Source organism: Streptomyces sp. NPDC050704, from assembly GCF_040654355.1.
In the GTDB taxonomy this organism is placed as follows: domain Bacteria; phylum Actinomycetota; class Actinomycetes; order Streptomycetales; family Streptomycetaceae; genus Streptomyces.
The window spans coordinates 1-26,500 of the sequence record NZ_JBFAHW010000140.1 but is presented as its reverse complement, the minus strand read 5'-3'; the positions used below and the strand labels follow the sequence as shown (position 1 = coordinate 26,500).

The window sequence follows — 26,500 nt, the reverse complement described above, 5'->3', positions numbered from 1 at the left end:
TCCGATCCGAGTCCGCCGCCTTCCGGGTGTACGGCTGTCAGTTTTGACGGGAGCCGTTGATTGCAGGAGCCCTACGCGGCGGACTGCGACGTACCGGCACGGCCCCGCCCCCGGTTGAGTCGCGGCCGCGGGTGGGTTGCGGGGATCGCCGGAGGGGCCTTCGCCCCCGGCTGGGTCAGGTTGCTGCTGTCAGGCGGGCTGGTTCGTGGCCTGTTATGAGGGAGGTCAGGGCCTGGTCGATGTCTTGGCCCAGGTACCAGTCGCCTGTGTGGTCCAGGGTGTAGACGCGGCCCTCAGTGTCTACTGCCAGTAGGGACCGGGTGTCGGACTCCTCGCCCAGGGGGGCCACTTCGGTGTCCAGGGCGCGGCCCAGGTCGGCGAGGGTGCGGGTCATGTGGAGGCCGTACAGGGGGTCCAGGTGGAGGGTGGACGGGGCTACCTGGCGGCCGGGGCCCGAGGCGGGGATGTGCAGGCCGCCGAACTCCGCCCATGCCTCGACCGCTGCGGGGAACACCGCGTGGCGGTGGCCGGCGGGGGACTCGTGGCCGCGCAGGGCGTCCGCCCAGATCTCGGCCTGCTTTATGTCCCAGCGGCCCGGCTGCCATCCGGCGGAGCGGAGGGCTGTTTCTACCGGGGCGGGAAAGCGGGTCGTGGAGGTGGTGCGGTCGGTGTGCATCGGCCCTTCGTTCGTTCGAGCTGGCGCTGTGAGCGCGCTGAGGTTCGTGTGGTTGGTGGTGGTTTGTCAGCCCTCCGGTGTTGTCGGGTCGATGATGCGTACGCCGAAGTGGGCGCTGAGCGCTGTGCAGGAGCGGCAGGGGGCCGCGAAGCTGCCGTGCAGGGGGTCGCCGTCCTCGCGGATGCGGCGGGCGGTGAGTTTGGCGTTCTTGAGGGATTTGCGGGCTTCGCCGTTGGTGATCGGTTTTCGTGCCGCCCGTTTGGTGCGGGCCGCGTCCACCGCGCTGATGTGGCGGGAGATGAGAATCACTTCGGCGCAGCGGCCGGTGAAGCGGTCGCGCTGGCCGCTGGTGAGAGTGTCGAGGAAGTCCCGGACCAGCGGGTGCAGAGGTGGGTCCTGGTCGCCTCGGGCCGCCGTGCCGGTGAGGGTCGCGCCGCGTACCGAGAGGGCGGCGGCGATGGTGGGAAGTATGCCGTCGCGGCGGTGGAGAAGGGTGGGTGCGGGGGCCGTCTCGGTGCTGCTCCAGCCGACTCTGGGGTCCCCGGATGTGCCTGTCTGCGTCGCGCTCATTGTCGTGTTCCCTCCCCTGGCCCCGCGGCGGCAGCCGCTACCGTCACCGCCCCGGTGCTCCGACAGAGTGCCAAACTCCGTGGCTGCTGCGGAAGCTGGGACGGCGCGACACGCGTGGTCTTCGTCGCACTGTCACGGCCCGATGACGGCAGGTCACGGAACCGGAGGGCCGCTGGCCGGTACGGAACCGGAGGCCCGGTGACCGGTGTCGTCCAACCGCATAGGCTGTCGATATCCGCCATCCATACAGAACGCCGCAGGGGGCAACCGCCATGACGACAGGTCGGCTCGGGCAGCAAGCCGCGCCGCCGAACGCGGCCTATGCCGGGCAGGTCGTGCACTTCCCGGACCCGGTCCGGGCGGCTCGTCACCCGAGAGGTGTACGTGTTGACGAGGGCGGATATCCGGACTTCTCGCTCTATGCGCGCGCTGCCGCGGAGATCGCCGAGCCGCCCGAGGGCTTCGGTGTCGACGAGCTGCGGTTGACGGACTACGTGTCCGCGAACGCGGCGATGGCGGCGGCCGGGCATGACCTGTGGGACACCATTCCGGCGGTCGCGACTCCGCATGGCTGGACCTGGCACCACGTACGGGGTACGCGGCGGGTCGAGCTCGTGCCGGTCGAGGTGAAGGCGCTGCTGCGGCATCACGGCGGGCTGGCGACGGCCGCCGTCGATCAGAGCAAGCGGGGCACGCGGCCGTTGCAGGAGACCCGGCCCGCGCACTTCGGGCTGCCGAAGTCGGGGGTCGCGGTGACCGAGCAGCAGGTGCTGGGGGTCGAGGAGGATCTCGGGTACCGGCTGCCGGGGGCCTATCGGTCGTTCCTGAAGGCCGCGGGTGGGTGTGCCCCGGTGGGCGCCGCCCTCGATGCCGAGCTGGGACTGCTGGTGGATCAGCCGTTCTTCACCGTGCGCGAGGAGGCCGCCGTCAACGACCTCGTGTACGTCAACAAGTGCCTGCGCGACCACCTCACCAAGGACTACCTGGGAGTCGGGTTCGTGCAGGGCGGGCTGCTCGCGGTGAAGGTGAAGGGCGAGGGGGTCGGCTCCGTGTGGTTCTGCGCGTACGACGACGCCCGGGACCAGGACGCCTGGCCGCCCGCCGAGCGGGTGCAGCGGCTGCTGCTGCCCTGCGGTGACGACTTCGACCAGTTCCTGTCCCGGCTCGCGGGCAATCCGCCGGAGCTGGAGACCGTGGCGAACCTGATGGTGGACGGCGGCTTCGCGCGGGCGGTGCCCGTCGCCCCGGCGGCTTCGGCGGCCGCGGGGCATTCCGTGTCTTCGGTGGGGGAGTGAGCGTCCGATGGTGACCTTCGCGCAGGCGCAGGAGCGCGCCGAAGAGTGGATCAACGGGGATGTGGCCTCGTACCAGCATCGTGAGGTGCGGGTGCGCGAGTTCGAACTCGGATTCGTGGTGTGGGCCGAGGACCGGGCCGACGGTCCGCGTTCCGAGGGCGGTGCGCAGCGGCTCGTCATCGCGCGCGACAGCGGGGACGCCACGCTGTGGCCCTCGCTGCCGGTGGGTGAGGTGATCCGCCGGTACGAGGAGGAGTACGGGCTGCCGGACGCCGTGTCCGATCAGGCGCCGGCGCCTCCCGCGCGCGTCGACCTCAACCAGACGTCGTTCCTGCTGACTCCTCCGGAGTGGCTCCAGGAGGCGGCGGACCGGATGGGGATTCCGGACCGTCGGGAGGGCGAGCGGTCGCAGGAGGGGGACAGGGGTCGCGTGCCGGACGGGGGTCGTGTGTCGGACGGTCGTGAGCACCGTCCGGCCGCGGCTGCTGCCAATGGGGCTGTCGGGGTCGGGGGCGGGGATTCGCTTCCCGAGACTATGCCGGGTCCCGTGGCGGACTCGGGGGCGCCTGCCGCTCCCGGGAGCGGTACGCCGTGGCCTGCCGCCGGCGGGGATGCTCCGGGTGGTTCCGGTGAACCTGCCGCGGCGACCCCGTGGGCCGGGACCGACACCAATGCCGAGACGGGCGACGACCGTTCCGTGCCGTTGCCCGCGACGGTGTTCGCGCCTCAGCTCGACGACCGAGGCGCGCCTCCGGCGCCCCCCGAGGCGACGCCGGAGGCCAAGACCAAGCTGATCTCCGGCGGCAGCCAGCTTCCGAGCACGGCTGTCTCGCCCGCGGTGGGGGACCCGAACCCGGCGCCTCAGGGCCCGGGTGCGCAGGGTCCTCCTGGCGGGGCTCCGGGGGCGGGTGCGCCCGGTACGCCGCCGCCCGGTGCTCCGGGTGCCTCCGCGTACGGCTATCCGCAAGGCCCCGGTGGTGCTCCGGGTACGCCGCCGCCCGGTGCTCCTTCTTCGTACGGGTTCCCGCAGGGGCCCGGTGCCGGTACGCCTCCTCCGGGTGCGCCCGGCGCGCCCGCGTACGGCTATCCGCCGGGCGCCCCGCAGCCGCCCGCCGGGCCCAACCCCCCGCAGCCGCCTGCCGGTTCGGCCGCGCCGGCGCGGCCGTTGCCGCCCAACGCCGGTGACATAGCGGATGCGGCGACGAGCAAGGCGCAGGGTCCGCCGCGTGGCGCGCGGGGTGCCGGGGTGGCCGGTACGCCGCCTCCGCCGAGTGCGCCCGGGACACCGGGGGCGCGGCAGGCGAGTACGGCTCCACCGCCCGGGCCCGGTACGCCTCCTCCGGGTACCCCGGCGGGCGGGAGCGCGGGCGCGGGCGGGTACGTGCCGACACAGTTCGTCTCGCAGCTCGGGCCCGACGGGCAGGTCGGGCCTGCGGGTCCCGGTGGTCCCGGTCAGCCCGGTGCGCCCGGTCAGCCCGGCGGTCCCGGGCAGGCCGGTGGGCCGGGTGCTCCGTCGGCTCCTGGTGCTCCTGGCTCCCCGGGCGGTACGCCTCCCGGCGGGGTTCACCATGCCGCGACCGTGTTCGCCGATCCGAACGCGCCGGGTGTGCCCAAGCCCCCGGGTGCGCCCGGTACCCCGGGTGCTCCGCAGCCTCCGGGTGCCCCCGGTGCCCCGCAGGCTCCAGGTGCTCCGGGTCCCCGCAACCCCGCGGGCGGTACGCCCCCCGGCGGGGTTCACCATGCCGCGACCGTGTTCGGCGGCCCCGCGGTCGGCGGTCCGGGTGCACCTCAGCCGCCGGGCCCGCCGGGTGCGCCCGGTGCGCCCGGTGCTCCGGGAAACCCCGGGGGGCCCGGAGGCGCCCACCACGCCGAGACCATGCTGTCCGGGCCCCCGCCGGGAAGCCCGGGCATGCCCCCGCCGCCCCAGGGCCCGGGTGCTCCCGGTATGCCTCCGGGTTTCCCCGGTGCTCCGGGCATGGCAGGCGGCCCCGGCATGGCCCCGGCCGCCCCGCACCCGATGCCGCCGCCCGGTCAGCAGCCCTTCCCGGGGCAGCCGGGGCAGTCCCTCCCCGGTCAGCAGCCTCCGGCCTACGGCTACCCCCAGCAGGGTCTGCCCACGGTCGGTCCCGGCTACCAGGCCGTACTCCGCTACCGCGCTCAGGACGGCTCCGAGCAGCAGCTCATCCGGCGGTCCGCGCCGGGTACCCCGCACCCGGAGTGGCAGATCCTGCACGAGCTGCGGGCGATGAACGTGCCGCCGCAGCAGGTCCTCGAGCTGCACACCGAGCTGGAGTCCTGCGAGCTGCCGGGCGCGTACTGCGCCCGGATGATCCGGGAGAGCTGGCCGCAGGCGCGCATCACGAGCATCGCCCCGTACGGTACGGACCACGCGAGCCGTCAGCAGGGCATGGCCCAACTGCTCGCGCACCAGGGCGAGTTGCACCAGGTCGCCGATGGTCCGGCGCGGCCGGGTCCGGTACGGGTTCCGGTGCCGCCGGTGCAGCCCGCGCCGCCGATCCCGCCGGAGGCGATCGGGCAGGAGCTGGCGGCCGCGTTCGGGCCGGGGCTGTTCCGGTTCGACCAGGCGGCGGTCTCGCGGCAGGGCGTACCGCCGATCGTGGCGCACACCCTGGTGGTGGCCGGACTGCCCGTCGACATGAACCCGTTCTTCTGGGCGCAGGCCCAGCCGGGCCGCCCGGTGCCGACCCTCGCCGAACTGGCGCAGGAGCGCGGTGTCCAGCCGGCCTCGGACGCGGGCTCGTACCTCGTCATGGGCAGCGACTTCGGCAAGGCGGTCTGCGTCCAGTACGGAACGGCGAACATCGTGGCGGTACCGGTCGAAGCCGGTCCCGGCGGTGCTCCCGTACCGCCGCAGTTCGTGAACACGGGCCTGCCCGAGTTCGCGCGCAGCCTCGCCCTGCTGGGCCGTATGTGGCGTCTTCGGTTCGGGCTCAACCAGGAGCAGGCGGGCCGCTGGACCGTCGATTTCCAGGCGCAGCTCGCCGCTCTCGATCCGGCGGCCCTCGGGTCACCGGAGAGCTGGTGGTCCGTGCTGCTTGAACAGATGTGGGACGGCTTGCTCTGACGCCGTTTCAGTGAGCAAATGGGCCGGGCCCGGTCGGTTGACCGGGCCCGGCCCATTTGTGTCGCGTCTTTGACCGCATCCCCGACGGAACCAATGCGCGGAGTGTCGCGTTATGAACACTTCCGTCTGATCCACCAAGATGTGCGCCAAATCGTGTTGTACGTCGCATGCCGGAGAGACGCAGACCAAAGAGGAGATTCGAGGATGAGCGCATCGGTGTCGCCTCAGGGCTTCGAGGCAGGACGGGGGCGTGGTTACCGTCCCGAGCAGGTCGACGCGTACGCCGCGGAGCTCTCGGCGGGGCGCGACGCCGCGTGGGAGCGGGCCGCCCGGCTGACCGTACTGGCCAGGGAGATGGAGGCGGAGTCGGAGCGGTTGTACGAGGGCGTGGCCCAGCTCGCCCCGCAGACGTACGAGACGCTCGGCGACCGGGCCCGGCTGATCTTCGAGCTGAGTGACGCGGAGGGCACGGCCGTGCGGGAGACCGCGCGGCAGCAGGCCCGCGGCGTCGTCGACGAGGCGCAGGCGGCGGCCGACCGGGTGCACGAGGCCGCGCGGGCGGAGGCCGAGGCGGTGCGCGGGGAGGCCGACGAGCGGGCCAGGCACCGGCTGCTCGCCGCGCAGGCCGAGGCCGACGAGATGCGGATCACCGCGCGGCGCGAGGTGAAGGAGAGCCGCGGTGAGGCGCTCGCCGCGCTGCGTGAGACGCGGCGGCGCAGCGAGACGCTCCTCGGCGAGCAGGAGAAGGAGCACGCCGAGCGCTGGGAGAAGGCCGTGCGCGAGACCGCCGAACGGGAGGCCGTGCTCGACGCCCGCCACGAGGAGCGGACGGCCCTCGCGGAAGCGGACCTGACCGAGGTCTCACGGGCCCTCGCCGAGGCCCACGAGTCCGCCCGCCACCTCCAGGAGGACGCGGAGGCCCGCGCCGCCGAACTCCTCGCCGAGGCCCGGGTACAGGAGGACCGCACCGTCCGAGAAACAGAACGCATCCTCCGCGAACACAGCGAACTCTGGGACGACGCCCAGGCCCACATGTCCCACGTACGCAGCAGCCTGGCAGCTCTTACGGGCAGGGCGGCAGCAGAGTAGGCGCGCCGCGCGCCGAAAGGGGCGCGGGGAACGGCGCGCTCAGCCCAATACAACCCGCACCCGACAACGGACCGGTCGCCGATAAGGGGCGCGGGGCTGTGACATATACGGCTCCGCCGCGTGGGCGCGACCAGCCCCCACCAACCCGCACTCTGAACGCCGACCCCAGCCCACCCCCTAGTCCCGGTCCCCCCGCCGGACGGCCCCGGCACCGGCCAAAATCCACCCCTCCACCGCCTCGTACTGCTTCCGCTGCTCCTCCGCCTTCCCCCGCCCGGACGCCACCGTCCCCACCCACCCGAGCGCGAACCCCAGCGGAATGGACACAATCCCCGTCGTGGTGAACGGAAACCAGGCGAAGTCATGCCCGGGGAACGCGGAGATGGGCGACCCGGACACAAGATTCGTACCGGTCATGAGAACGAGCGTGCCGACCGACCCCCCGATCAGCGTGCACATCAACCCCGCCCGCGTGTACCGACGCCAGAAAAGGCTGAACACCAGCGCGGGCGCAATCGCCGAGGCACCGAGGCAGAACGACAGCGTGACCAACGGCTGCAGGCTGTGGTGCTGCACGAGCGTGGCCAGCAGAATCGCCGGCACACCGACCGCCACCGCGGACACCCGCGCCAACGTCATCTCCCGGCGCGCCGAAAGCTGCTTCCGGCCGTGCGCGAAGACGTCATGCGCAAGGGAGTTGGCACAGGCGAGGATCATCCCGGCGACCGACGCGAGCACCGTCAGGAAGATCGCCGCCGTGACGGTGGTGAAGAGAAACGTCTCGGCCGTCGTGACGTCCGTCCCGAACGCGGCCCGCGCGCCCATCAGATACGCCGTGTTGCCCTGCGGATCCGCCGCCGCGATCTGCGACCGCCCGATCAGCGCCGTCGCCCCGAACCCGACGACCGTGATGATCAGCACGAACAGCGCCACGGCCGGCACCGCCCAGGACATCGACCGGCGCACCTGACGGGCACTGCCCGCCGTGTACATGCGCATGGTGATGTGCGGCAGACACGCCCCGCCCAGCACCACCGTCAGCTCCGAACTGATCATGTCCAGGCTGGGGTTGGGGCCGCCCGCGAACTGCAGCCCCGAGTTCAGGAAGGCCGGTCCCGCCTCACTGTTGCGTGCCGCCGCGTCGAAGAGACCGCCGAGGTTCCAGTCGAACTTGTTCAGGATCAGTACGGCGATGACGGCACCGGAGCCGAGCAGCATCACGATCTTCAGGATCTGGATCAGGGCGGTGCCCTTCATGCCGCCGATCGCCGCGTAGCTGATCATCAGCGTGCCGAGCCCGATGATGCAGGCCGTCTTCAGGCCGTCGCTGGAGAACCCGAGGATGAACGCCAGCAGGTCACCGGTGCCGGCGAGTTGGACCAGCATCAGCGGGAGCAGCGCGGCCAGCGTCGCCGCGCACGCAGTGATCCGTACCGCCCGCCCGGGCATTCGCCGGGCGAGCGCGTCGCCCATGGTGAACCGGCCCGCGTTCCGCAGCGGTTCGGCCAGCAGGAACATCAGCAGCATGAGGGAGAGGGCCGTACTGAGGGCGAGTACGACCCCGTCGTACCCGAAGAGCGCGATCACGCCGCCCGTGCCGAGGACGGTCGCCGCGGAGATGTAGTCGCCCGCGATGGCAAGGCCGTTGCGCATGGGCGAGAGCGAGCTGTAGCCCGTGTAGAACTCGTCCAGGTCGTCGCGGTCGGGGCCGGTCATCACGCAGAGCAGCAGCGTGATGGTGGCGACGACGGTGAAGGCGACGAACGACATCGCCTGCGCGGAGCCGCTGAACCCGGTCACCGGTCGGCCGCCGCGCGCTTGGTGTCCAGTTCCGCCTGCTTTCTGATCCGTTCGGCGATCGGGTCGACGCCCCGGCGGGCCGTGTACTCGTACAGCGCGATCGCCACGCAGGTGACGGGGACCTGGATCAGGCCGAGCAGCAGTCCGACGGGCAGGCCCTCGGTCACCTCCTCGGTCATGAACGACGGCGCGGCCGCGGACAGGACCAGGAAGAGAGTGAAGTAGCCCAGTGCCGTCAGCGTCGCCACGCGCCGCTGCCAGCGGTACGCGGTGCGCAGCACGCGGATGTCGCTGTGGTGGCCGAGTGCGGCGTGCCGGTGGCGGGGTGCTCTGGATGGCTCGGGTTCCGGTGGAGGCGGGGGCGCCCAGGGGTAGGTCGGGTAGGACGGTGAGGAGTTGTGCGGCGGATCGTACGGAGGGCTGTACGGCGGACTGGTCGGCGGATCGTACGGAGGGCTGTGCGGCGGACTGGTCGGTGGAACGTACGGCGGGTTGTGTGGGGAGTTGTGGGGCGGGTTGTGCGGTGGAAACGGGTACGACGGGGACGTGTCGTAAGACATCCCGGTTCTCCTTGCGTGGCTCGGGTCCGTGCGGACCGCAGGGAGCGGGGGGTGCGCGTGCACGTTAGTCGGAGGTGGCGGGGGTGCGTGGCCGATTCGACAAACTGGCTGGTCGGTATGCGCTTACTTCGCTGACCTTGGGTGTTACCCCCGTTAACCCGTGAGGTCCGTCGTCCTTGTGGGATCAAACAGGAACAACTCAGGTGCGCGGACACCCCGTAGGGTTTGGCTGACGGACGGTGGTTGTGGCCCCGGGAAGGCGGGTGCGGCGGTGGAGACGTGGGAGCGCGGGGCCGATCTCGCCGAACTGCTGCGGGTGGTGCGGCGGCAGGGCGCGCCCGTGGAAGTGCTGCGGTGGCTCGGGCGGCGGATCGGCGCGGACGTCGCGTGGATCAGGTCCGGTGGCGGGAGCGGAAGCGGGGTCGGGAGCGGGGGCGTGGTCGAGGCGGCGACGCCGGAGTTCCCCGGAGGGCTCGCGGGGGCGCTGAGGGAGCAGTTGGCGCGCCTGGCCGACGGGCGGCTGGCCGCGGCCACGACGCATGTGGACGGTCTGGAGGTGCGTCTTGAGGCCTTCGGCGGGCGCGAGCCGCGTCCGGTGCTGGTGACCGTCAGCGCCTCGGAGCTGTCGCGGGAGGCGGCGGCGCTGGCGTCGCAGGCCGGTGCTCTCCTCGCACTGCTGCGGCAGGCGTCCGAGGCCGCCGACAGCGCGCGCGGGTACGAGCAGAAGGCGCGGCAGCTGCGGTTCGCGGTGCTGACCGCGCTGCTGGCCGGAGACGTCACGATGGCCAGGCGGATGACCACCGGTGACGTTCCGCTGCTGCTGAACGCGGAGCGCGTACGGGTCCACGTGCTGCACTGCCCGCCCGCCGACCGCGACCGGCTGGCCAGGACCTACCTGGACGCCGCCGGCTACCACGGGCCGGGCCTGATGGTGCACTGCCCGGCGTTCAAGGAGCACCTGATCTGTCCGATCGCCGAGGACCCGGAGCCCGTCGGCCGTTTCCGGCGCGGAGAGGTGCAGGGAGACGTACTGCGACGGCTGGTCCGGGACAATCCCGGGTACGCGGTGGGCGTCAGCGGGCCCCATCCGCTCGCCGCCACGGCCGATGCCTACGGTGAGGCCCTGCACGCCCTGGCCGTCGCCCGCAACTCCCCGGAGCGCCTTGCCGTCTACCGCGGCCGCCCGTCGCTGGTGCACCTGCTGCCCCGGCGGCCCGCGCTGGCCTGGGCGCGTGCCTTCCTGGAGCCGCTGAACTCCGTTCCCAGGCCGACGGTGGACATCACACGCCTCGCCGTGACGTTCCCCCGGGCCGCCGTGGCCCGGCTGCTGCAGATCAGCCGCACCACCGTCGCGGCCCACTGCCGCCGGGCGGAGGAGGCCCTGGCGCTGGACCTCGGTGACGTCCACGCCCGCGCCACGCTGGACCTGGCCCTGTCCCTCACCGGCCCTCAGCCCGACCCCGAGGACACCGGCCGGCAGGCCGCACCGCCCCTCACGGAACTCCTCCGCGCCGCACCCGCCGCCACCTGGGCGGAGTCCTTCCTGCGCCCCCTCCACGACACCCCGCACCGCAACCTCCGCCGCACCGTGGAGACCTGGATCGACGCCAACACCGACGCCCGGCGTACGGCCGGACGCCTGGGCCTGAGCCGCAACACCGTCCGCGCCCACCTCCGCGCCGCCGAACTCCTCCTCAACCGCGACCTCCTGACAACCGCGTCGGGCGTCCACGACCTCGTCCACGCCCTGACCGCGGCGGCTGTACACCGTGCACGCCCGACGGACGAATCTGGCCACCGTGCACGGTGGTCCGCGGCGGAGGTTGCCTCTTAACGTGCCCTTGGCAGGCGGTCAGCCGCGGTGTTCCGGTCACTGCCCGGTCGTGCCAGGGGGACGGCTGCCGCCTGCCACAGTGGAGACCGCGGCGAATGGCCCGCGGGGGAGGTCATTCGCCGCGGTTCGCATCCTGCGGGGTGCGCACCGAACCTGCGGGGCGCGCACTGAACAAGCCACTTGTTCCCGGACCGGCCCCAACAGCAGGACCACCGGGAACCGGTCTGTCGGCGTACCGGTGTCAGTGTCAGTGCCGGGTGATAGGAAGCCGGGATGACCCAGACGCCTGCCTTCGAAGACCTGCTGGCCCTGATCCAGGATCGCTCCGCCGCTCTGCGCGGCAGCGTCGCGGGCTCCCCCGATCTGGAGGTCCGCGTCCCCAGTTGCCCCGACTGGTCGCTCCGGGACCTCGTCGAGCACCTTGCCCACGTGCACCGGTTCTGGGCGGCGGCGGTGGTAGCCGGTCCCAGCGAGAAACCCCCGACCGTGCCGCCGGCCGATGACACGCTGCCGGCCGACCCACTGGCCCGTTCGGCCGCGGCCACCCAGGAACTGGTCGCCGCTCTGCGAGCCGCCGGTCCCGCGGTGGACTGCTGGACTTGGTGGGGCGACTCCGGCATCCCGACGACGAGTGGTGCCGTGGCGCGCCATCAGGTCCGGGAGGCCGCTGTCCACGCCTTCGACGCCCAGCTGGCCACCGGAACTCCCCAGCCCGTCCCGGCGGTTGTCGCACTCGACGGCATCGCCGAGTTCATCGGCGTCAGCCATGGCACCGCGGGCCCCTGGCCGCACGAGCCGGCCCGCATCGGCCTGCACGCCGCCGAGGGCGAGTCATGGCTGGTCGACGTGACGGAGCCGGGCTCACTCCTCATCGACAGCCGACATGAAACGGCCGCCGACCTCCACGGATCCGCGAGCGACCTGTTGCTCGTCCTGCACGGCCGCCTCCCCTTGGACAACCTGCGAACCGAGGGCGACCGCGCCACCCTGGAGAACCTCCTGAACTGGCCGGACCTGGACTGACCTCCGGGCCCGAGAAACCTGTATCTGGTGACCGGGGAAACGGTCACACTTCGGGCCCGTCATGGCCGGGAGATACCGGGAGCTTCGGCCCGCGGGCTGACGCCTTCCGGGTGTGCGAACAGTGTTCCGGACTACTTCGATGTCTTGCCGAGCTTTGTGAGAGCAGCGGCAAGGAGATAAGGAAGACCGTGAGCTCTCCTGCAAGGACCACCTCCACGATGCCCCGGCAGGCGCGCGCGGCTCAACTGCTGGTGTTCGGGCTGGCGTTCGCCGGGCTGGTCGTCATGCTTGTGCTGTCGGAGGGGCTGACGTCCTACGGGATGGGCAAGCTGAGCACCCCGTGGCTGCTGGTCTGGGTGTGCGCGCTGCTTGCCCTGACGTACGACGGCAGTGCCCGCGTTGGAGTCCGGCACACCACCATCGTGGTGATGGTGTTCGTCCTCGTAGGGTCCTTCAGCCAGGCCGCCGGAGCCACGGCACCCGGGGAGTTCCTGGACGCCGCACTGCGCATCGTGCTCGGGCTGCCCGTGGTCGTCCTGCTGTTCCTGTCGGAGGCTACGGCCTGGTTCGACCGAGAGAGGGAGAAGTGACGAAGGCCGTCCAGGCGGGGGCGGAGAAGGTGATGGCGGGGCCGGAGGGGGTCTTGCTGTCGCGGACGGGGATGCGGGTGGGGAGGGCGGCGTCGTTCACTTCGAGGCAGGAGTCGCTGCTTCCGCCGCTGTAGCTGGACTTGCGCCAGGCAGCCAACACCGAGGCGTCGGGGATGATGTGCTCACTGCGCTTCATGCTCGTAATCCTCCGCGACAGACCTGATCAGAGCCAGGGACTTTCGGTGCGACAGGGCGTCACCCAGTGCGTGATCGTGGACCTCCTGGCACTGGCGTACCACGGACGGAAGTTCCCAGACTCGGCCCGTCTTCAAGCCTTCCACGTACGCGACAGGCGGGAGGTCCGCGAACCACATGAGCGATACGGCTCCCTCCAGCAGCGCGTGTGCGCCCACGGTGAAGGGGAGTACGTGCACGCGGATACGGCGGCTCTCGCCCAACCTCACGATGTGACGGAGCTGTTCGCACATCACCGCCGGACCGCCGATGGGGCGTCGCAGCACCGCCTCGTCGAGCATCGCCCACAGCACCGGTGAATGGAAGTCCTTGAGGATGCGGGCGCGTTCGAGCCGGGTGACGGGGAGCTTGTCACGTTCCTCGTCACTCTTGGGCGGATGTCCATAGCCAAGTACCTCAAGTGCGTACGCCGTTGTCTGGAGAAGGCCCGGCACCAACTTGGAGGCGTAGACCCGGATCTCTGTCGCTTGTCCCTCGAACTCCAGCGCCCCCGCGAAGTGTTCCGCTACCGTCCGCCCGTCCAGCGTCGGCAGGAACCGTACGAGGAACCCACCCGTCTCCGGTACCTGATCCAGCCGCCGCGCATCATCCACGTCCGGCCGTCGCCGCCCCGCCTCGATGTGGGCGATATGCGTGCGTGACATCACCGCACGTTGGCTCAGCTCCTCCTGCGTGAACTCAGCCGCCTCCCGGAGTCGCCGGAGTTCCTCGCCGTACTTCACTCGGGACTGCGGATTGTCCTCGATCGCCATCCGTGCAACTCCCCCTCGTGCGGACTCCGTTGTCACGCTCAGCTATCTACCTTTGATCTTGGCCAGTGCTCCGCCGTTTACGGCGGGGGTGAAGGTCATCTCGGGGCTGCTCTGACCCGCGCGGTGTGTGCACGGGGCCGCGGTGTTGTCCTCAGCCGACGGGGCGTTGCTGGTTCTCGATGTACTGGCGGACGACGGTCAGCGGTGCCCCGCCGCAGGACCCGGCGAAGTAGGAGCCGGACCAGAAGTGGCCGCCCCACAGGTAGCGGCGGACGTGGGCGTCGTATTCCTGGCGCAGGCGGCGGGAGGAGACGCCCTTGAGGCTGTTGACCAGCTTGGAGAGCTGCACCTTCGGCGGGTAGTGGACGAGGAGGTGGACGTGGTCCTGTTCGCCGTTGAACTGCTTCAGCTCGGCCTCGAAATCCTGGCAGACCTCGCGCATGACCTCCTCCGTGCGGGTCAGCATGGCGTCGGTGAGCGCGTTCCGCCGGTACTTGGTGACAAAAACCAAGTGGACATGGAGGTTGCAGACGACGTGACGTCCGGTGCGTATATCGGGGTTTGGATTCCAGCGTGGTGACATAAACCAATACTGTATCGTGTCGTTCATGAGTGATCACGGCGTGGAGACACGGCAGTTCGGGCACCGCGCCCGGCTCGCCCTGCCCCCTGCCATGGCGCTCAAGGCCGACGACCAGGCGCACGCGGCCCGCACGATGTGGAATCTCCTGCACGCCTGGTGGCAGATGATGCCGAAGGAGAAGCGGACGCTCGCGAACGCGGACGCCGCGATCCGCCAGGCCCGCCAGGACATCGACTTCCTCGCCGTCCTGCCCGCCCAGGCCGCGCAAGCGGTGCTGAAAACGTACTTTCAGGCGTGGAAGAACTGCTGGGACGGCCGGGCGGGTGCCCCGAGCTTCAAGGCCCGTTCCCGCACCGCCATGACCGTGGACGTGCCACAGGGCCGGGACCTGAACATCACCCGGGTCCACCGCCGGTGGGGCATGGCCAACCTGCCGAAGATCGGCCGCATCCGCTTCCGCTGGACCAAAGACCTCCCCGTCGGCAAGCACGCCGACAAGGAGAACCGGATCACCGGCGCCCGGCTGGTCAAAGACCCGCTCGGCTGGCACATCGCCTTCCGCGTCCAGACCCTCGAACCCATCCCGGAACCCCACCCGGGGCCGCAGGCCGGCATCGACGTCGGCATCACCGTGCCCCTCGCCCTCTCCGACGGCCAGACATACGAGCACGGCGCATGGCTGACCGAGCAGGAACAGGCCAAGCTCCTGGACCTGGAGCAGCGCGCCGCCCGCCGCAAGAAACACCGCAAGCAGACAGAGCACACCTCCCGTCGGCTGCACCACACCTACGACCAGATCGCAGGACTGCGCGCGAAAGCCAAGCGCCGGGCCGCGGACTGGCAGCACAAGACCACCACCCAGATCGCCGACACGTACGGCGTTGTGGTGGTGGAAGCACTCACGATCACGAACATGGTCAAGTCCGCCAGGGGAACCGTCGAAGAGCCGGGAACCAACGTCGCCCAGAAGTCCGGGCTGAACCGCTCCATCAGCCAAGAGGCATGGGGCCGCACGGTCACCCTGCTGGCGTACAAGCTCGCCCGCCGGGGCGGCACCCTGGCCAAGGTCCGCGCCCCGGGCACCTCCCGGCGTTGCTCAGCCTGTGGGTTCACCACCCCCGGCAGCCGGCAGACCCAGGCCCTGTTCGTGTGCAAGAACCCCGACTGCGGATGGACCGGCAACGCCGACCACAACGCGGCCCGGAACATCTTGCACCTGTACCGGACGGGCCACGCGCTCATCCCGGCTGCCGGAAGGGCAGTCGCCAGGCGCGCTCGCCGCGTCAAGCCACCCACCGCAAGGTAGGCAGGAATCTCCCTGCTTTAGCTGGGAGAGCACTTCAACGAGCGTACCCACCGTGACGCCTGACGCCACTCTGTGTCCTGATCGATACAGACGGTGAAAGGCGGCATGTGTTGGAAGCGACCGACGAGAAGGTCCCGGGGCCGTACCTCACCCTCCGGGTCTCCCGGGACAGTGGGCGGACCTGGGGTCCGAAGGTGACGTACGAGCCGGTGCGCGAGGCCTCGCCGATCGAGTCGCCGATGCGTTTTCCGCTGTGTCGGTGCCCAAAGTGCGGGCTGCTTACTTGAGTTGGATCAACGACACCGATGGCGGCACCTCGTCGCCTTCGAGTGTCGCCGTGAAGGTCAGGTGGTGGTCGGTTCGGCGCGTGACCCTGCTGCCTGCCGTGATCGTGAACTTCACCGTCGTACGGCCCTGGGGTGGGACCTCGATCCGGGTCGGGCCGTCCGCCCGTGCCGACCAACCCCCGGCGGGGCGGGCCTTCACGGTCACCGTCCGTGAGGTGTCGGTGAAGTTGTAGACGTCCAGGGACATACGGGTTCGGCGAGACAGGCGATAGCCCAGCGGGGGTTCTGCGTCGCCGTTGTCCTTGTTGGGGGCCGCGTTCCGGGCCCGGTAGCGCTGGCTGAGGACGATGTGTTCGGCGGGGGAGAGGCGGCTTCGGGAGCGCGGGACTGGACGTACCGCGGAACGTGCGGCGCCTACGGTGACGACGTACATCGGGTCTCGTGAGACGGTCACCTCATCCCCGGCCGTCGCTACTTGCCCACCCATGACGTCGTACACGGCAGCGACCCCCTCCACGGCGACCCGCACCGGCTTCGAGGACGTCGCCCAGAGGACCCTCACCGACTCACCCCGCCCGGAGTCGAAGTCGAAGCCGACCACCCCGGTGGGCAACCCCCGTACCGGCGCGATGAAGTGAGCCTCCCCGAGCACCGAAGTAAGCGCCGCGCACGCGCTGAACGCCGGCAGAGGATGGAACTCCCGGCTCAGCAGCCCGAAGTAGACCCCCTCGTCGTGCAGCGGCGGCCCCGCGAACCAGAACTGCCTGCTGTTCCCGGCCGCCAGCCCCTCCACCATCGAGCGGACCAAGTAGCGGGCCTGGACCGCCTGTTGGGCGGGGGTGAGGTCGACGCGCGGCCGTACGGAAAAGAAGGCGCCGCACTCCGTCATCCACCGCGGTACGTCCTCCGCCCCGTGTCGGCGGGCCAGTTCGCGCTGCTCCTCGGCCGCCCCGGGGAACTCCGGTTCGTCCTGCTCGGCGGGGTCCGGGTAGCCGTGGAACGCCCAGACGTCCGCGTACCGCACCACGTCGTTCGCCAGCATCAGGTCCTGGAAGGGGCCCGCCTGCGCGATGCCCGGCAGTACGACGAGGGGCAGGTCGGGCACGTCGGGTGAACCAGGCGCGTCGGCGATGCCCAGTGCGGCCGCCTTCGCGAGGGCGGCGTGTGCGTCGCCGGTGCTGCTGGTGACGTCTACGTCGGGTTCGTTGGAGAGTTGGATGGCTGCCGGGTGTTTGGAGGCGAGGCGGCGGGCGAAGCGGTACGCGTGCCGCAGGTCCGCGGGGAGGGGGAGCGAGGCGTCCGTCATCGCCCACTCGGGGGCCGGGGACATGACCTCCAGGGGCGACAGGCCGTGCTTGCGCAGGGTGCGGGTGGCCCGGTCGTGGTGTTCCGTGTCGTACGCGCCCGGTGACGGCTCGGCGGCGGGCCACGCCTGGCCGTCCCGTATCCAGCCCGCGCCCATGTCCCTCATCGCGGCGGCGAAGGCGTCCAGGCGGGAGGGGGGTATGAGGGAGGTGGCCCAGACGTTGACGCCGAAGCGGTTGGCGGGGCCGGACGTGGCGGGGAGGGTAGGCAGACAGGCGAAGTGGGCCGTCACACCGGCGGCCTCAACTCGGTAGTTGCCCGGGGGGAGTTCAGGAAGGGCGACGATCGCGGTCGTCTCTCCGGGCGCCACTGTCGCGTCCCCCTCGGAGGCCCGTCTCCCGAAGTAGTCGGTGATGGTGTAGCGCATGTGGTGCGGCTGGTCGGGGGTCCCGTCGAGTCGGAGGCGCAGGTGTGCGGGCTCGCCGCCGTGCCGGTACGTGCCGTGTTCTCCTACGGACACCTCTTGGAGCCTCGGCCCCTCCCGCCGCCTCAGTGTGAAGCGGTCCAGCGCGAGTGCGTACGCCGTCCCGGACTCCAGGACCGTCGGTTCGGTCACCCGGAACGTCAACGTGTTGGCCCCGCCCCGGAGTTCGAGTTCGCCGAGGTCGAGGACGGAGAGGTCGCCCCAGGCGGGCTTCGACTCGTACCAGTACGGCTGGGAGCGGGCGAGCGACTTGAACGGGCCGCCGTTGAGCGAGAGTTGGAGGTACGAAGCCGTCGTCTCGGTGTGCGGTACCTCGACCGGGGCCGTGGCGACGGCGGTCAGGGCGTAGACCCCTGCTTCCGGGGCGTGGACCGCGTACGCGGCGTACCAACCCTCCCGGCCCGGCCTCTTCTTGGTGGCCAGGGCCAGGTATCTGCCCCCGGACGCGCGGCGGTCCCGTACGACCGGGATGTTCGTCCGGGTCGCCGCCTCGCCCTGGACCGTGACGGTCAGCACCGGGGCGGCGGCCTTCGAAGTGCCTTGTGCCCGTGCCGAGTTCAGGATCGTCGCTGACGCCGCGGTCGTCAGGAGGCCCGCCTTCATCGCCGTACGCCTGTTCAAGCCCATGGCTCCAGGAGACATGGGCGGGGCCCCGGTCCGCCTCCTGCGCGAGGCGGACCGTACCCGGACAAAGGCCTCAGGGGCGGCCTCGGGGTTGCGTGCTACCGCTTCTTGTACCTCGCGGTCACCTCGACCTCGACGAGCCAGCCCGGGACGGGCAGTGAGGCGACCTCCAGGGACACCCGGGCCGGGCGGGCGTCGTTGGCGAGCAGCGGGGCCTTGGCGGGCGAGGTGCCCATGGGTACCGGGACGACCTCGTGCGACTTCAGGTCGATGTTGGCGAAGTACTGCCGGTAGGCGCGGTTCCAGCCCGCGTAGTCGGCGATCTCCGTGCCCGGCGGGTTGGCCAGGTAGGCCTTCATCGTGATGACGTCGGCCGGTTTCAGGCCGGCGGCCTCCAGGTTGGTCTTGATGTTGCGCAGTACGACCAGGGCCTGGGCCTCGGTGATCGTGACACCCGTGGCCCCTTCGGTGAGGGCGGGGTCGGTGAAGCGCTCGGGCGTGCCCTCCGGTGCGCTCGGGTTGAGCGCGGTCGGGCCGAGGCCGCTGCTCTGGTAGACGGCCACCTCGCCGCCCACCGCCACGCCGTTCGCGATGGACGGGTTGGTCTGCCCCTCGGGCAGCATCACGCGTACCGTCTTCGGGCCGGGCGACCACCAGCCCTGGGCGTCGGCCAGCGCGACGGAGCCGGTCAGGAACGCGCCGGTCAGGGCTGTCGCGGTGAGGATCTGCGTTCGCCGCTTCATGTGCGGCAGGTGCGGCATGTGCTTCGCGGTCGTCACGTTCTTGATCTGCTTCATGCGGCCATCGCCCTCTCGTGGATGTCGGTCACGACCTTGCGGGCCGAGGTGAACGCGCCGTGCTGCCAGGCGATGACGTGGCTGAGCCAGTCGCCGGCGAAGTAGACGTGTCCGGCGGGGCCCGCGGGCTTGTTGAGCAGCTTGTACTCCGGGCCGGTCTGCGAGGGCCAGCCCACCCAGCCGGCCTCGATGTGGGGCGTGCGGTGCCAGGCCACGCTGAAGGAACGGTCCAGTTCGGTGCGGTATTTGGCGCCGTGGATCTTCACTCCACGGCTCACCGCTCGCTGCACGCGCTCGGCGTGCGGCAGGTCGCTGTAGGCGACGGCGTTGGCGCCGAAGTTGTAGTAGCCGATGAGCGTGCCGCGGCGGCCCTGATAGCCGTACGAGGGGTACCAGATGGTGGCCAGGTCGGTGTCGGTCGGTGTGATGCCGCCGTAGATGTGCTCGTCCGTCTCCCACCAGCGGCTGCGGTATTCGAGCCCGACCTTGCCGACCGGGGTCGGGACGGCGTACTTCAGCGCGGCGGTGACGTCCGTGCCCAGGTTGTGCTTGATGCGGGCCATGACCATGGGCGGGACCGCGGCCACGACGAAGTCGGCGCGGCGGCTGCGGGTCCGGCCCGTCGCGTCCTGGTAGACGACCTCGGCGCCGTCGGGGAGGTCCTTGACCTCCATCGCCTTGGCGCCGTAGGTGATCCGGTGCTCGCCGACCGCCTTCGCCAGCGCGTACGGGATCGCGTCCATGCCGCCCACCGGCTGGAACATCAGCATGGCCTGGTCGTAGCCGAACTCGAAGGAGAAGCGCTGTCCGACGCCACTGCCGATGACGTCCGACAACGTTGGCACCGGGCCGAGAACCGTGCCCTCCTCGAAGGCCGCGCCCGGCTCGACCGAGTAGCCGCGCCGGTCGGAGCCCGTGTAGGCGAAGCCGTCGGCCTTGCCCTTGATGGCGCCGAAGTTCTGCAGGAACGCGATCAGCCGCTCCTTGTCGGCGGCGGTCAACTCCTTGTCCAGGGCGCCCTGGTCGGTGGCCTTGGCGAGCAGCTCGGAGACGTATCCGTACGCGTCGGCCTTCGCGGTGCGCCAGCGGACCGGCTTGCCCGCGAGGGCGGCGCTGTTCTCGTGGTAGATGTACGCGTTGGCGTTGGTGTTGGTGAACACCTCCAGCGGGACGCCGAGTTCGCGGCAGTACTCCAGCGTGACGTGGGACTGCGGCAGCCGGGCCGGGCCCGCGTTCATGTACTGGCCCTTGGAGAAGGACGCCGTCTGGGTGCGCCCGTCCAGGTCGGTGAGTTCGGTGCCGCCGCGGACCGTCCAGTTGCGGCCGCCCGGGCGGTCCTTCGCCTCCAGGATCCGGCAGTCGTAACCCGCCTTGCCCAGTTCGTACGCGGTCGCCAGGCCGGCTATGCCGCCGCCGAGTATCAGGACCTTCCTGCCGCCTTTTCCGGTTTTCCCGGCGAGCGAGAAGTCGCTTTCCCGGGGCGGCCGGTACGCCTCCGCCCGTGCCTCCGGGACCGGGGCCAGGCCCAGCGCGCCCATCGCCGAGTAGAGCATTCCGGCGCCGCCCGCGGCTCCGACCGATCTCAGAAAGTTGCGCCTGGAAGCCTCTTGGGTCATCGGTATCTCCTCACCCATCGTGCGATCGAACCCGGTCACGTGGGGGGTGCGTTGCGGGTGAGACCGGATGTGCCCACGAGCCTCGTTCAGGACTGTTACAGGGCCATGCCGATGACATATCGATGACATGAGCACGTACGGGGTACGTACGGGGCAGGTATGGGGCGCGTACGGAGCACGTCACTACGGAGCACGTACGGAGGCCGAGCCTTCGACCCTCCGAGCCCTCAGTCCTCCGGGTCCTTGATCACCGGGAAGCGTCGCGGTGCCACCAACAGCAGGACCAGGAAGGCGAGTCCGGCCGCGCAGGCCGCGCCGAAGTAGACGGAGTGGACCGCATCGGCGACCGCCCGGCGCACATGCTCGCCGGAGGCGCCCGAGCCCAGGGACCGTGTCACCGAGTCCAGGTCGCCCGCGCCGCCGAGCCGTGCGGCCAGCACCCCGTTGGCGACCGCCCCGAAGAGGGCGGCGCCGATCGTCTGGCCGGTCTGGCGGCAGAAGAGGACGGACGCGGTGGCCGTGCCGCGCTCGGCCCAGCCGACGGTCGACTGGACGCCGATGAGCAGCGGGAGTTGGAAGAGGCCGAGCGCGGCGCCGAGGAGCAGCATCAGGAGCGCGGGCTGCCAGGGTTCGCCGGGATAGGGGAGGAAGGGGAACGCGAGCAGGAGCAGGGTCGCCGTGCCGATGCCGAGCATCGCCGTGTTGCGGAAGCCGATGCGCCGGTAGACGTGCTGGCTGAGGGCGGCGGACACCGGCCAGCTCAACGTCCATACGGAGAGTACGAATCCGGCGGCGATCGGGGTGAGGCCGAGGACCGACTGCGCGTACGTCGGGAGGAACACCGTCGGGGCGACCATCAGGAGGCCGAGCGCGCCCAGCGCCAGGTTCACGGCGGCGATGGTGCGGCGGCGCCAGACCCAGCCGGGGATGATCGGTTCGGCGGCGCGGCGTTCGATGAGGACCAGGGCGGCTATCAGGGCAATCCCCGTACAGAACAAGGCGATTGAAGGCGGGGAGAACCAGGGCCAGGCCACTCCGCCCTGCACCAGCGCGGTCAGCAGTACGCCGCCGCAGGCGAAGACGGTGAGGGCGCCCGCCCAGTCGACGCGCGGGCGTGGGCGGGAGGGACGGGGACGCTTCCCGGTGTCACGGGTCCGGTCACGGTCGCCGTCACGGGTCCGGTCACGGTCGCCGTCACGGGTCCGGGCGCGGTCGCGGTCGCGCCCCGGCTCGTGGAGGTGGCGGATCAGCAGCCAGAGCGCGACCGCGCCGATCGGCAGGTTGATGAGGAAGATCCACCGCCAGTCGGCGTACGCGGCGAGCACCCCGCCGAGCGCCGGGCCCGCGACCGCCGAGGTGGCCCAGACCGTGGACAACTTGGCCTGGATCTTGGGGCGTTGTTCGAGGGGGTAGAGGTCGGCGGCGAGGGTCTGGACCGTGCCCTGGAGGGCGCCGCCGCCGAGGCCCTGGACGACCCGGAAGGCGATCAGCGCGGCCATGTTCCAGGCGGCCGCGCAGAGCAGGGAGCCGAGGAGGAAGAGGATCGAGCCGGCGATCAGGACCGGTTTGCGGCCGAAGGTGTCGGAGAGCTTGCCGTAGACGGGCAGGGTGACCGTCACGGCGAGCAGGTAGCCGGAGAACAGCCACGAGAACACGGAGAAACCGCCGAGGTCGCCGACGATCTGCGGCACGGCGGTGGACACGATCGTGGAGTCGAGCGCGGCCAGGCCCATGGAGAGCATGAGCGCGGCGACGACGGCCCGGCGCTTGCGGGCCTCCGCCCGCGGCGAGGCGGCCCCGTCCTCTTTCGACGCCGGTATCTCGGTCTCTTCCCCCTGGCTCACCGGATTCCTTCCCCCTGCATCTATCTGCCGTCGAACACCTTCTCACTTGACCCTTACGCCGCGGGAGGGTGCACGCTGACTGGGCTCAAAGGGGGAGGCGTCCCTGAGGGGCGCTCCACCGGAGGGTGGACATCCCCTAGGGGGACCTCCGTACTACGGCTCGGGGAGGGGTCGTACCGCCGGAGGACGAGAACGGCCCTCGCCGCTCCTTAACCTGGCTTTATGCCGCTGAGGGGCGGTCCGCTCGTACGAACCGCACCTTCGGGGGTGGGGTTTTCCCCAGCAAAAGACTGCGCTGGGCACCAGGGCGCCGGACCACCCTCCGCCACGAGACTTGTCGTTGTCACCACACGGCGTGACCGCACGACGTAATTGCACGGCACGACGTAATTGCACGGCGCAACGGCACGAAGCAGCAGCACGAAGTAATCAACCGCACATCGTCGCTGCCTTTTGGGCGACCGACTTAGGAGACATACCGTGACATCGGCTGTAACCATTCCCAGGCACGGGGGCACTGGAGAGCGTTCGGCCGTTGCCGCCCGGGCGCGGCAGGTCGTCAAGGCGTACGGGTCCGGCGAGACCCGGGTCGTCGCGCTGGACCACGTCGACGTGGACATCGCCCGGGGCCAGTTCACCGCGATCATGGGCCCGTCGGGGTCCGGCAAGTCGACGCTGATGCACTGCCTCGCCGGCCTCGACACCGTGACCTCCGGGCAGATCCACCTGGCCGACACCCAGATCACCGGCCTCAAGGACAAGAAGCTCACGCAGCTGCGCCGGGACCGGATCGGCTTCATCTTCCAGGCGTACAACCTGCTGCCCACGCTGAACGCGATAGAGAACATCACGCTGCCGATGGACATCGCGGGCCGCAAGCCGGACAAGGGCTGGCTGCGTCAGGTCGTCGAGACGGTCGGTCTGGCCGACCGCCTGAAGCACCGGCCGACCCAGCTCTCCGGCGGCCAGCAGCAGCGCGTCGCCGTGGCCCGTGCCCTCGCCGCGCGCCCGGAGATCATCTTCGGTGACGAGCCGACCGGAAACCTGGACTCCCGGGCCGGCGCCGAGGTGCTGGGCTTCCTGCGCCGCTCGGTCGACGAGCTGGGCCAGACCATCGTGATCGTCACGCACGACCCGGTGGCGGCCTCGTACGCGGACCGGGTGCTCTACCTGGCCGACGGCCGGATCGTCGACGAGATGTACAAGCCCACCGCCGAGGCCGTCCTCGACCGCATGAAGGACTTCGACGCCCGGGGGCGTACGTCATGACCGTCTTCAAGACCTCGATGCGCAACTTCTTCGCGCACAAGGGACGGATGGCCCTGTCGGCCGTGGCGGTCCTGCTGTCGGTGGCCTTCGTCTGCGGGACGCTGGTCTTCACCGACACGATGAACACGACGTTCGACAAGCTCTTCGCCGCGACCTCGTCCGACGTCACGGTCCAGCCCAAGGCGGCCAAGAGCGACGACACCCCGCAGAACGGCAAGCCGGAGTCGCTGCCCGCGTCGGTCGTCGCCCAGACGGAGAAGGCGGACGGCGTCAAGTCGGCCGAGGGCGCGGTCGGTTCGTTGAACGTGACCGTCGTCAACAGCGACAACAAGAACATGGGGTCCAGCACCGGCGCTCCGACGATCGCGGGCAACTGGACGAAGAACGACCTGCGTTCGATGGAGATCACCTCAGGTCACGCCCCGCGCGGGCCGACCGAGGTGATGGTCGACGCCGACACCGCGGACAAGCACAACCTCAAGATGGGTGACGAGCTTCGTACCATCGCCGTCACGGGCGACTTCAAGGCGAAGATCGTCGGCATCGCCACCTTCAAGGTGACCAACCCGGGTGCGGCCGTCGTCTACTTCGACACCGCCACCGCACAGCGTGAACTGCTCGGCGCCACCGGCCGGTTCACCCAGATCAACGTCTCGGCGGAACAGGGCGTCACCGACGGGCAGCTGAAGCAGAACGTCTCCGCGACGCTGGCCGGGTCCGAAGCCGGGGCCGGGGGTGCCGCCGGGGCGTACAAGATCCAGACGCAGAAGGAGTTCTCGGACGAGAACCGCGAGGGCGTCGGCGAGTTCATGAACGTCATCAAGTACGCCATGCTCGGCTTCGCCGGGATCGCGTTCCTGGTCGGCATCTTCCTGATCATCAACACCTTCTCGATGCTGGTCGCCCAGCGCACCCGGGAGATCGGCCTGATGCGGGCGATCGGCTCGTCCCGCAAGCAGGTCAACCGGTCCGTGCTGTTCGAGGCCCTCCTACTGGGCATCGTGGGATCCGTGGCCGGTGTCGGCGCGGGCGTCGGCATCGCGGTCGGCCTGATGAAGCTCATGTCGATGGCGGGCATGAACCTCTCCACCGCCGACCTGACGGTCAAGACGGCCACCCCGGTGGTCGGTCTGATCCTCGGCATCGTCGTCACGGTCCTGGCCGCCTACCTCCCGGCCCGCCGCGCGGGCAAGGTCTCCCCGATGGCCGCGCTGCGCGACGCCGGTACGCCGGCGGACGGCAAGGCCGGCTGGATCCGGGGCCTGATCGGCCTGGCCCTCACGGGCTCCGGCGGTGCCGCGCTCTACCTGGCGGGCACCTCGGACACGGCGAGCGACGGCTCGCTGATGCTGGGCGCCGGTGTGGTGCTCACCCTCATCGGGTTCGTCATCATCGGCCCGCTGCTCGCGGGCGGCGTGGTCCGGGCGATCAGCGCGGTCCTGCTGCGCGGCTTCGGACCCGTCGGCCGGCTGGCCGAGCGGAACGCACTGCGCAACCCGCGCCGTACGGGCGCCACCGGTGCGGCCCTGATGATCGGCCTCGCGCTGGTCGCCTGCCTCTCCGTGGTCGGCTCCTCCATGGTGGCCTCCGCGACGGACGAGCTGGACAAGTCGGTCGGCGCGGACTTCATCATCCAGGGCAACAACCGGATCGTTCCGCAGGCCCAGAAGGCCATCGAGTCGACGCCGGGCCTGGACCACGTCACGAGCTACAAGACGGTCGAGGCCAAGATGACCTCGCCCGACGGCAAGACCGAGAGCAGTGATGTCACGGCCGCGGACCCGACATACGCGAGCGACCTGCGCCGCGAGATGACCGCCGGTGAGCTGTCGGCGGCGTACGGCAAGAACGCGATGTCGGTCGGCTCCGAGTACGCGACGGATCACGGGATCAAGGTCGGCGACACCATGACCGTCGCCTTCAAGGGCGGTGAGACCGCGAAGCTCAAGGTCGCCGCGATCACCAACGACGACAGCGCCCTCGACCAGGGCGCGCGGTACATGAGCATCGCGACGATGGAGCAGTACGTCCCCAAGGACCAGATCCCGCCGAACGAGATCATGTTCGCCAAGGCGGCCGAGGGCCAGGAGGAGCAGGCGTACGCGGCACTGAAGAAGTCGATGGACGCCTACCCGCAGTACCAGGTCCGCGACCAGTCCGACTACAAGCAGGAGCTCAAGGACCAGATCGGCCAGCTCCTGAACATGGTCTACGGCCTGCTGGCCCTCGCGATCATCGTGGCGGTCCTGGGTGTCGTGAACACCCTGGCCCTCTCGGTCGTCGAGCGGACCCGCGAGATCGGCCTGATGCGCGCCATCGGCCTCTCCCGCCGCCAGCTGCGCCGCATGATCCGTATGGAGTCGGTCGTCATCGCCCTCTTCGGAGCGCTGCTCGGCCTCGGCCTGGGCATGGGCTGGGGCGCCACCGCCCAGAAGCTGCTGGCCCTGGAAGGCCTGAAGGTCCTGGAGATCCCCTGGCCGACGATCATCGGCGTCTTCGTCGCCTCGGCCTTCGTGGGCCTGTTCGCGGCGCTGATCCCGGCGTTCCGGGCGGGGCGGATGAACGTACTGAACGCGATCGCTACGGAGTAGCTGCGCGGGCTGAGCGGCCACCACGTACGGGGGTCGTGGTGGGGCGGGGGGATCGGGGGTGGCCCGGCGCCGGAGAGTTCACGGACTCTCCGGCGCCGGGCCGTTCGGCGTGTGTGGACCGGGTCTGTGCGGGTGGGTGGGGGCTGGTCGCGCCCCGCGGCGGAGCCGCAGATGTCACAGCCCCGCGCCCCTGGAGGGCGGGCTGCGCCCTGCCCTCCAGCCTCGCCCACGACCCTAGCCTCGCCCACGATCCCAGCCTCGCCCA

At 70.7% G+C, this 26,500-nt stretch carries 20 protein-coding genes; 9 read left to right on the top strand and 11 right to left on the bottom strand.

Annotated elements, in window-relative coordinates; genetic code table 11:
• Positions 1 to 175 precede the first annotated feature (175 nt).
• Positions 176 to 676 (bottom strand): SUKH-3 domain-containing protein, encoded by a 501-nt coding sequence (locus AB0I18_RS45230; RefSeq protein ID WP_363111636.1) that lies wholly within the window; start codon positions 674 to 676, stop codon positions 176 to 178.
• Positions 677 to 742: 66 nt separating this feature from the next.
• A complete protein-coding gene (locus tag AB0I18_RS45225; protein ID WP_363111635.1) occupies positions 743 to 1,246 on the bottom strand; it encodes a YwqJ-related putative deaminase in 504 nt (167 codons plus the stop codon).
• A 272-nt stretch (positions 1,247 to 1,518) separates the two neighbouring features.
• Here AB0I18_RS45225 and AB0I18_RS45220 point away from each other — a divergent pair, with 272 nt between their 5' ends.
• The 3 genes from AB0I18_RS45220 to AB0I18_RS45210 all read left to right on the top strand — a co-directional run bounded on the left by AB0I18_RS45220 (position 1,519) and on the right by AB0I18_RS45210 (position 6,715).
• The gene (locus AB0I18_RS45220; protein ID WP_363111634.1) at positions 1,519 to 2,541 is read left to right on the top strand and encodes an SMI1/KNR4 family protein; all 1,023 of its coding nucleotides are present in this window, start codon (positions 1,519 to 1,521) and stop codon (positions 2,539 to 2,541) included.
• 7 nt (positions 2,542 to 2,548) lie between these two features.
• Positions 2,549 to 5,626: an SUKH-4 family immunity protein gene (locus AB0I18_RS45215; RefSeq protein ID WP_363111633.1), complete on the top strand. Its 3,078-nt coding sequence runs from the start codon at positions 2,549 to 2,551 to the stop codon at positions 5,624 to 5,626.
• A gap of 204 nt (positions 5,627 to 5,830) precedes the next feature.
• Entirely contained in the window at positions 5,831 to 6,715 is an 885-nt protein-coding gene (locus AB0I18_RS45210; protein ID WP_363111632.1) for a cellulose-binding protein, read from the top strand.
• A gap of 177 nt (positions 6,716 to 6,892) precedes the next feature.
• Here AB0I18_RS45210 and AB0I18_RS45205 read toward each other — a convergent pair whose 3' ends face one another.
• Together AB0I18_RS45205 and AB0I18_RS45200 are read right to left on the bottom strand one after the other, a co-directional pair.
• A complete protein-coding gene (locus AB0I18_RS45205; protein ID WP_363111638.1) occupies positions 6,893 to 8,485 on the bottom strand; it encodes a cation acetate symporter in 1,593 nt (530 codons plus the stop codon).
• Between the two features lie 26 nt (positions 8,486 to 8,511).
• A complete protein-coding gene (locus AB0I18_RS45200) occupies positions 8,512 to 9,075 on the bottom strand; it encodes a DUF485 domain-containing protein (protein ID WP_363111631.1) in 564 nt (187 codons plus the stop codon).
• Between the two features lie 271 nt (positions 9,076 to 9,346).
• Here AB0I18_RS45200 and AB0I18_RS45195 point away from each other — a divergent pair, with 271 nt between their 5' ends.
• The 3 genes from AB0I18_RS45195 (at position 9,347) to AB0I18_RS45185 (ending at position 12,522) form a co-directional block, all read left to right on the top strand.
• Positions 9,347 to 10,909 (top strand): helix-turn-helix domain-containing protein, encoded by a 1,563-nt coding sequence (locus AB0I18_RS45195; RefSeq protein ID WP_363111630.1) that lies wholly within the window; start codon positions 9,347 to 9,349, stop codon positions 10,907 to 10,909.
• A 273-nt stretch (positions 10,910 to 11,182) separates the two neighbouring features.
• Positions 11,183 to 11,932, top strand: coding sequence for a maleylpyruvate isomerase family mycothiol-dependent enzyme (locus tag AB0I18_RS45190; RefSeq protein ID WP_363111629.1), 750 nt, complete (start codon positions 11,183 to 11,185; stop codon positions 11,930 to 11,932).
• 188 nt (positions 11,933 to 12,120) lie between these two features.
• A complete protein-coding gene (locus AB0I18_RS45185) occupies positions 12,121 to 12,522 on the top strand; it encodes a hypothetical protein (protein ID WP_363111628.1) in 402 nt (133 codons plus the stop codon).
• On the opposite strand, the gene AB0I18_RS45180 is transcribed toward AB0I18_RS45185, so the two are convergent.
• From AB0I18_RS45180 to tnpA, 3 genes are all read right to left on the bottom strand, one after another.
• Entirely contained in the window at positions 12,488 to 12,718 is a 231-nt protein-coding gene (locus tag AB0I18_RS45180) for a DUF397 domain-containing protein (protein WP_363111627.1), read from the bottom strand. The two genes, AB0I18_RS45185 and AB0I18_RS45180, sit on opposite strands and share 35 nt — an antisense overlap.
• Entirely contained in the window at positions 12,705 to 13,529 is an 825-nt protein-coding gene (locus AB0I18_RS45175) for a helix-turn-helix transcriptional regulator (protein WP_363111626.1), read from the bottom strand. Before AB0I18_RS45175 ends, AB0I18_RS45180 begins: the two co-directional genes overlap by 14 nt.
• Positions 13,530 to 13,680: 151 nt before the next feature.
• A complete protein-coding gene (tnpA, locus tag AB0I18_RS45170) occupies positions 13,681 to 14,112 on the bottom strand; it encodes an IS200/IS605 family transposase (RefSeq protein WP_363111625.1) in 432 nt (143 codons plus the stop codon).
• A 25-nt stretch (positions 14,113 to 14,137) separates the two neighbouring features.
• On the opposite strand from tnpA, the gene AB0I18_RS45165 reads away from it, so the two are divergent.
• Positions 14,138 to 15,418, top strand: coding sequence for a transposase (locus tag AB0I18_RS45165; RefSeq protein ID WP_363111624.1), 1,281 nt, complete (start codon positions 14,138 to 14,140; stop codon positions 15,416 to 15,418).
• Between the two features lie 279 nt (positions 15,419 to 15,697).
• Here AB0I18_RS45165 and AB0I18_RS45160 read toward each other — a convergent pair whose 3' ends face one another.
• The 4 genes from AB0I18_RS45160 to AB0I18_RS45145 form a co-directional block, all read right to left on the bottom strand.
• Entirely contained in the window at positions 15,698 to 18,121 is a 2,424-nt protein-coding gene (locus AB0I18_RS45160) for a hypothetical protein (protein ID WP_363111623.1), read from the bottom strand.
• A gap of 95 nt (positions 18,122 to 18,216) precedes the next feature.
• The gene (locus AB0I18_RS45155) at positions 18,217 to 18,915 is read right to left on the bottom strand and encodes a Rid family hydrolase (protein WP_363111622.1); all 699 of its coding nucleotides are present in this window, start codon (positions 18,913 to 18,915) and stop codon (positions 18,217 to 18,219) included.
• Positions 18,912 to 20,531 (bottom strand): flavin monoamine oxidase family protein, encoded by a 1,620-nt coding sequence (locus AB0I18_RS45150; RefSeq protein WP_363111621.1) that lies wholly within the window; start codon positions 20,529 to 20,531, stop codon positions 18,912 to 18,914. Before AB0I18_RS45150 ends, AB0I18_RS45155 begins: the two co-directional genes overlap by 4 nt.
• 227 nt (positions 20,532 to 20,758) lie before the next feature.
• On the bottom strand, positions 20,759 to 22,351 hold the full coding sequence (locus AB0I18_RS45145; protein WP_363111637.1) for an MFS transporter: 1,593 nt from the start codon (positions 22,349 to 22,351) through the stop codon (positions 20,759 to 20,761).
• A gap of 504 nt (positions 22,352 to 22,855) precedes the next feature.
• On the opposite strand from AB0I18_RS45145, the gene AB0I18_RS45140 reads away from it, so the two are divergent.
• Together AB0I18_RS45140 and AB0I18_RS45135 are read left to right on the top strand one after the other, a co-directional pair.
• Positions 22,856 to 23,644, top strand: a complete 789-nt coding sequence (locus tag AB0I18_RS45140; protein WP_363111620.1) for an ABC transporter ATP-binding protein — start codon at positions 22,856 to 22,858, stop codon at positions 23,642 to 23,644.
• Positions 23,641 to 26,235: an FtsX-like permease family protein gene (locus AB0I18_RS45135; RefSeq protein ID WP_363111619.1), complete on the top strand. Its 2,595-nt coding sequence runs from the start codon at positions 23,641 to 23,643 to the stop codon at positions 26,233 to 26,235. Before AB0I18_RS45140 ends, AB0I18_RS45135 begins: the two co-directional genes overlap by 4 nt.
• The last annotated feature ends 265 nt before the right edge of the window (positions 26,236 to 26,500 follow it).

Bases quoted from the DNA above. Each gene is read 5' to 3' on its own strand.
- AB0I18_RS45205 (WP_363111638.1), bottom strand. From the start codon at position 8,485: ATGTCGTTCGTCGCCTTCACCGTCGTCGCCACCATCACGCTGCTGCTC.
- AB0I18_RS45180 (WP_363111627.1), bottom strand. From the start codon at position 12,718: ATGAAGCGCAGTGAGCACATCATCCCCGACGCCTCGGTGTTGGCTGCC.
- AB0I18_RS45230 (WP_363111636.1), bottom strand. From the start codon at position 676: ATGCACACCGACCGCACCACCTCCACGACCCGCTTTCCCGCCCCGGTA.
- AB0I18_RS45165 (WP_363111624.1), top strand. From the start codon at position 14,138: ATGAGTGATCACGGCGTGGAGACACGGCAGTTCGGGCACCGCGCCCGG.
- AB0I18_RS45155 (WP_363111622.1), bottom strand. From the start codon at position 18,915: ATGAAGCAGATCAAGAACGTGACGACCGCGAAGCACATGCCGCACCTG.
- AB0I18_RS45210 (WP_363111632.1), top strand. From the start codon at position 5,831: ATGAGCGCATCGGTGTCGCCTCAGGGCTTCGAGGCAGGACGGGGGCGT.
- AB0I18_RS45135 (WP_363111619.1), top strand. From the start codon at position 23,641: ATGACCGTCTTCAAGACCTCGATGCGCAACTTCTTCGCGCACAAGGGA.
- AB0I18_RS45220 (WP_363111634.1), top strand. From the start codon at position 1,519: ATGACGACAGGTCGGCTCGGGCAGCAAGCCGCGCCGCCGAACGCGGCC.
- AB0I18_RS45215 (WP_363111633.1), top strand. From the start codon at position 2,549: ATGGTGACCTTCGCGCAGGCGCAGGAGCGCGCCGAAGAGTGGATCAAC.
- AB0I18_RS45175 (WP_363111626.1), bottom strand. From the start codon at position 13,529: ATGGCGATCGAGGACAATCCGCAGTCCCGAGTGAAGTACGGCGAGGAA.
- AB0I18_RS45150 (WP_363111621.1), bottom strand. From the start codon at position 20,531: ATGACCCAAGAGGCTTCCAGGCGCAACTTTCTGAGATCGGTCGGAGCC.
- AB0I18_RS45200 (WP_363111631.1), bottom strand. From the start codon at position 9,075: ATGTCTTACGACACGTCCCCGTCGTACCCGTTTCCACCGCACAACCCG.
- AB0I18_RS45160 (WP_363111623.1), bottom strand. From the start codon at position 18,121: ATGGGCTTGAACAGGCGTACGGCGATGAAGGCGGGCCTCCTGACGACC.
- AB0I18_RS45190 (WP_363111629.1), top strand. From the start codon at position 11,183: ATGACCCAGACGCCTGCCTTCGAAGACCTGCTGGCCCTGATCCAGGAT.
- AB0I18_RS45225 (WP_363111635.1), bottom strand. From the start codon at position 1,246: ATGAGCGCGACGCAGACAGGCACATCCGGGGACCCCAGAGTCGGCTGG.
- tnpA (WP_363111625.1), bottom strand. From the start codon at position 14,112: ATGTCACCACGCTGGAATCCAAACCCCGATATACGCACCGGACGTCAC.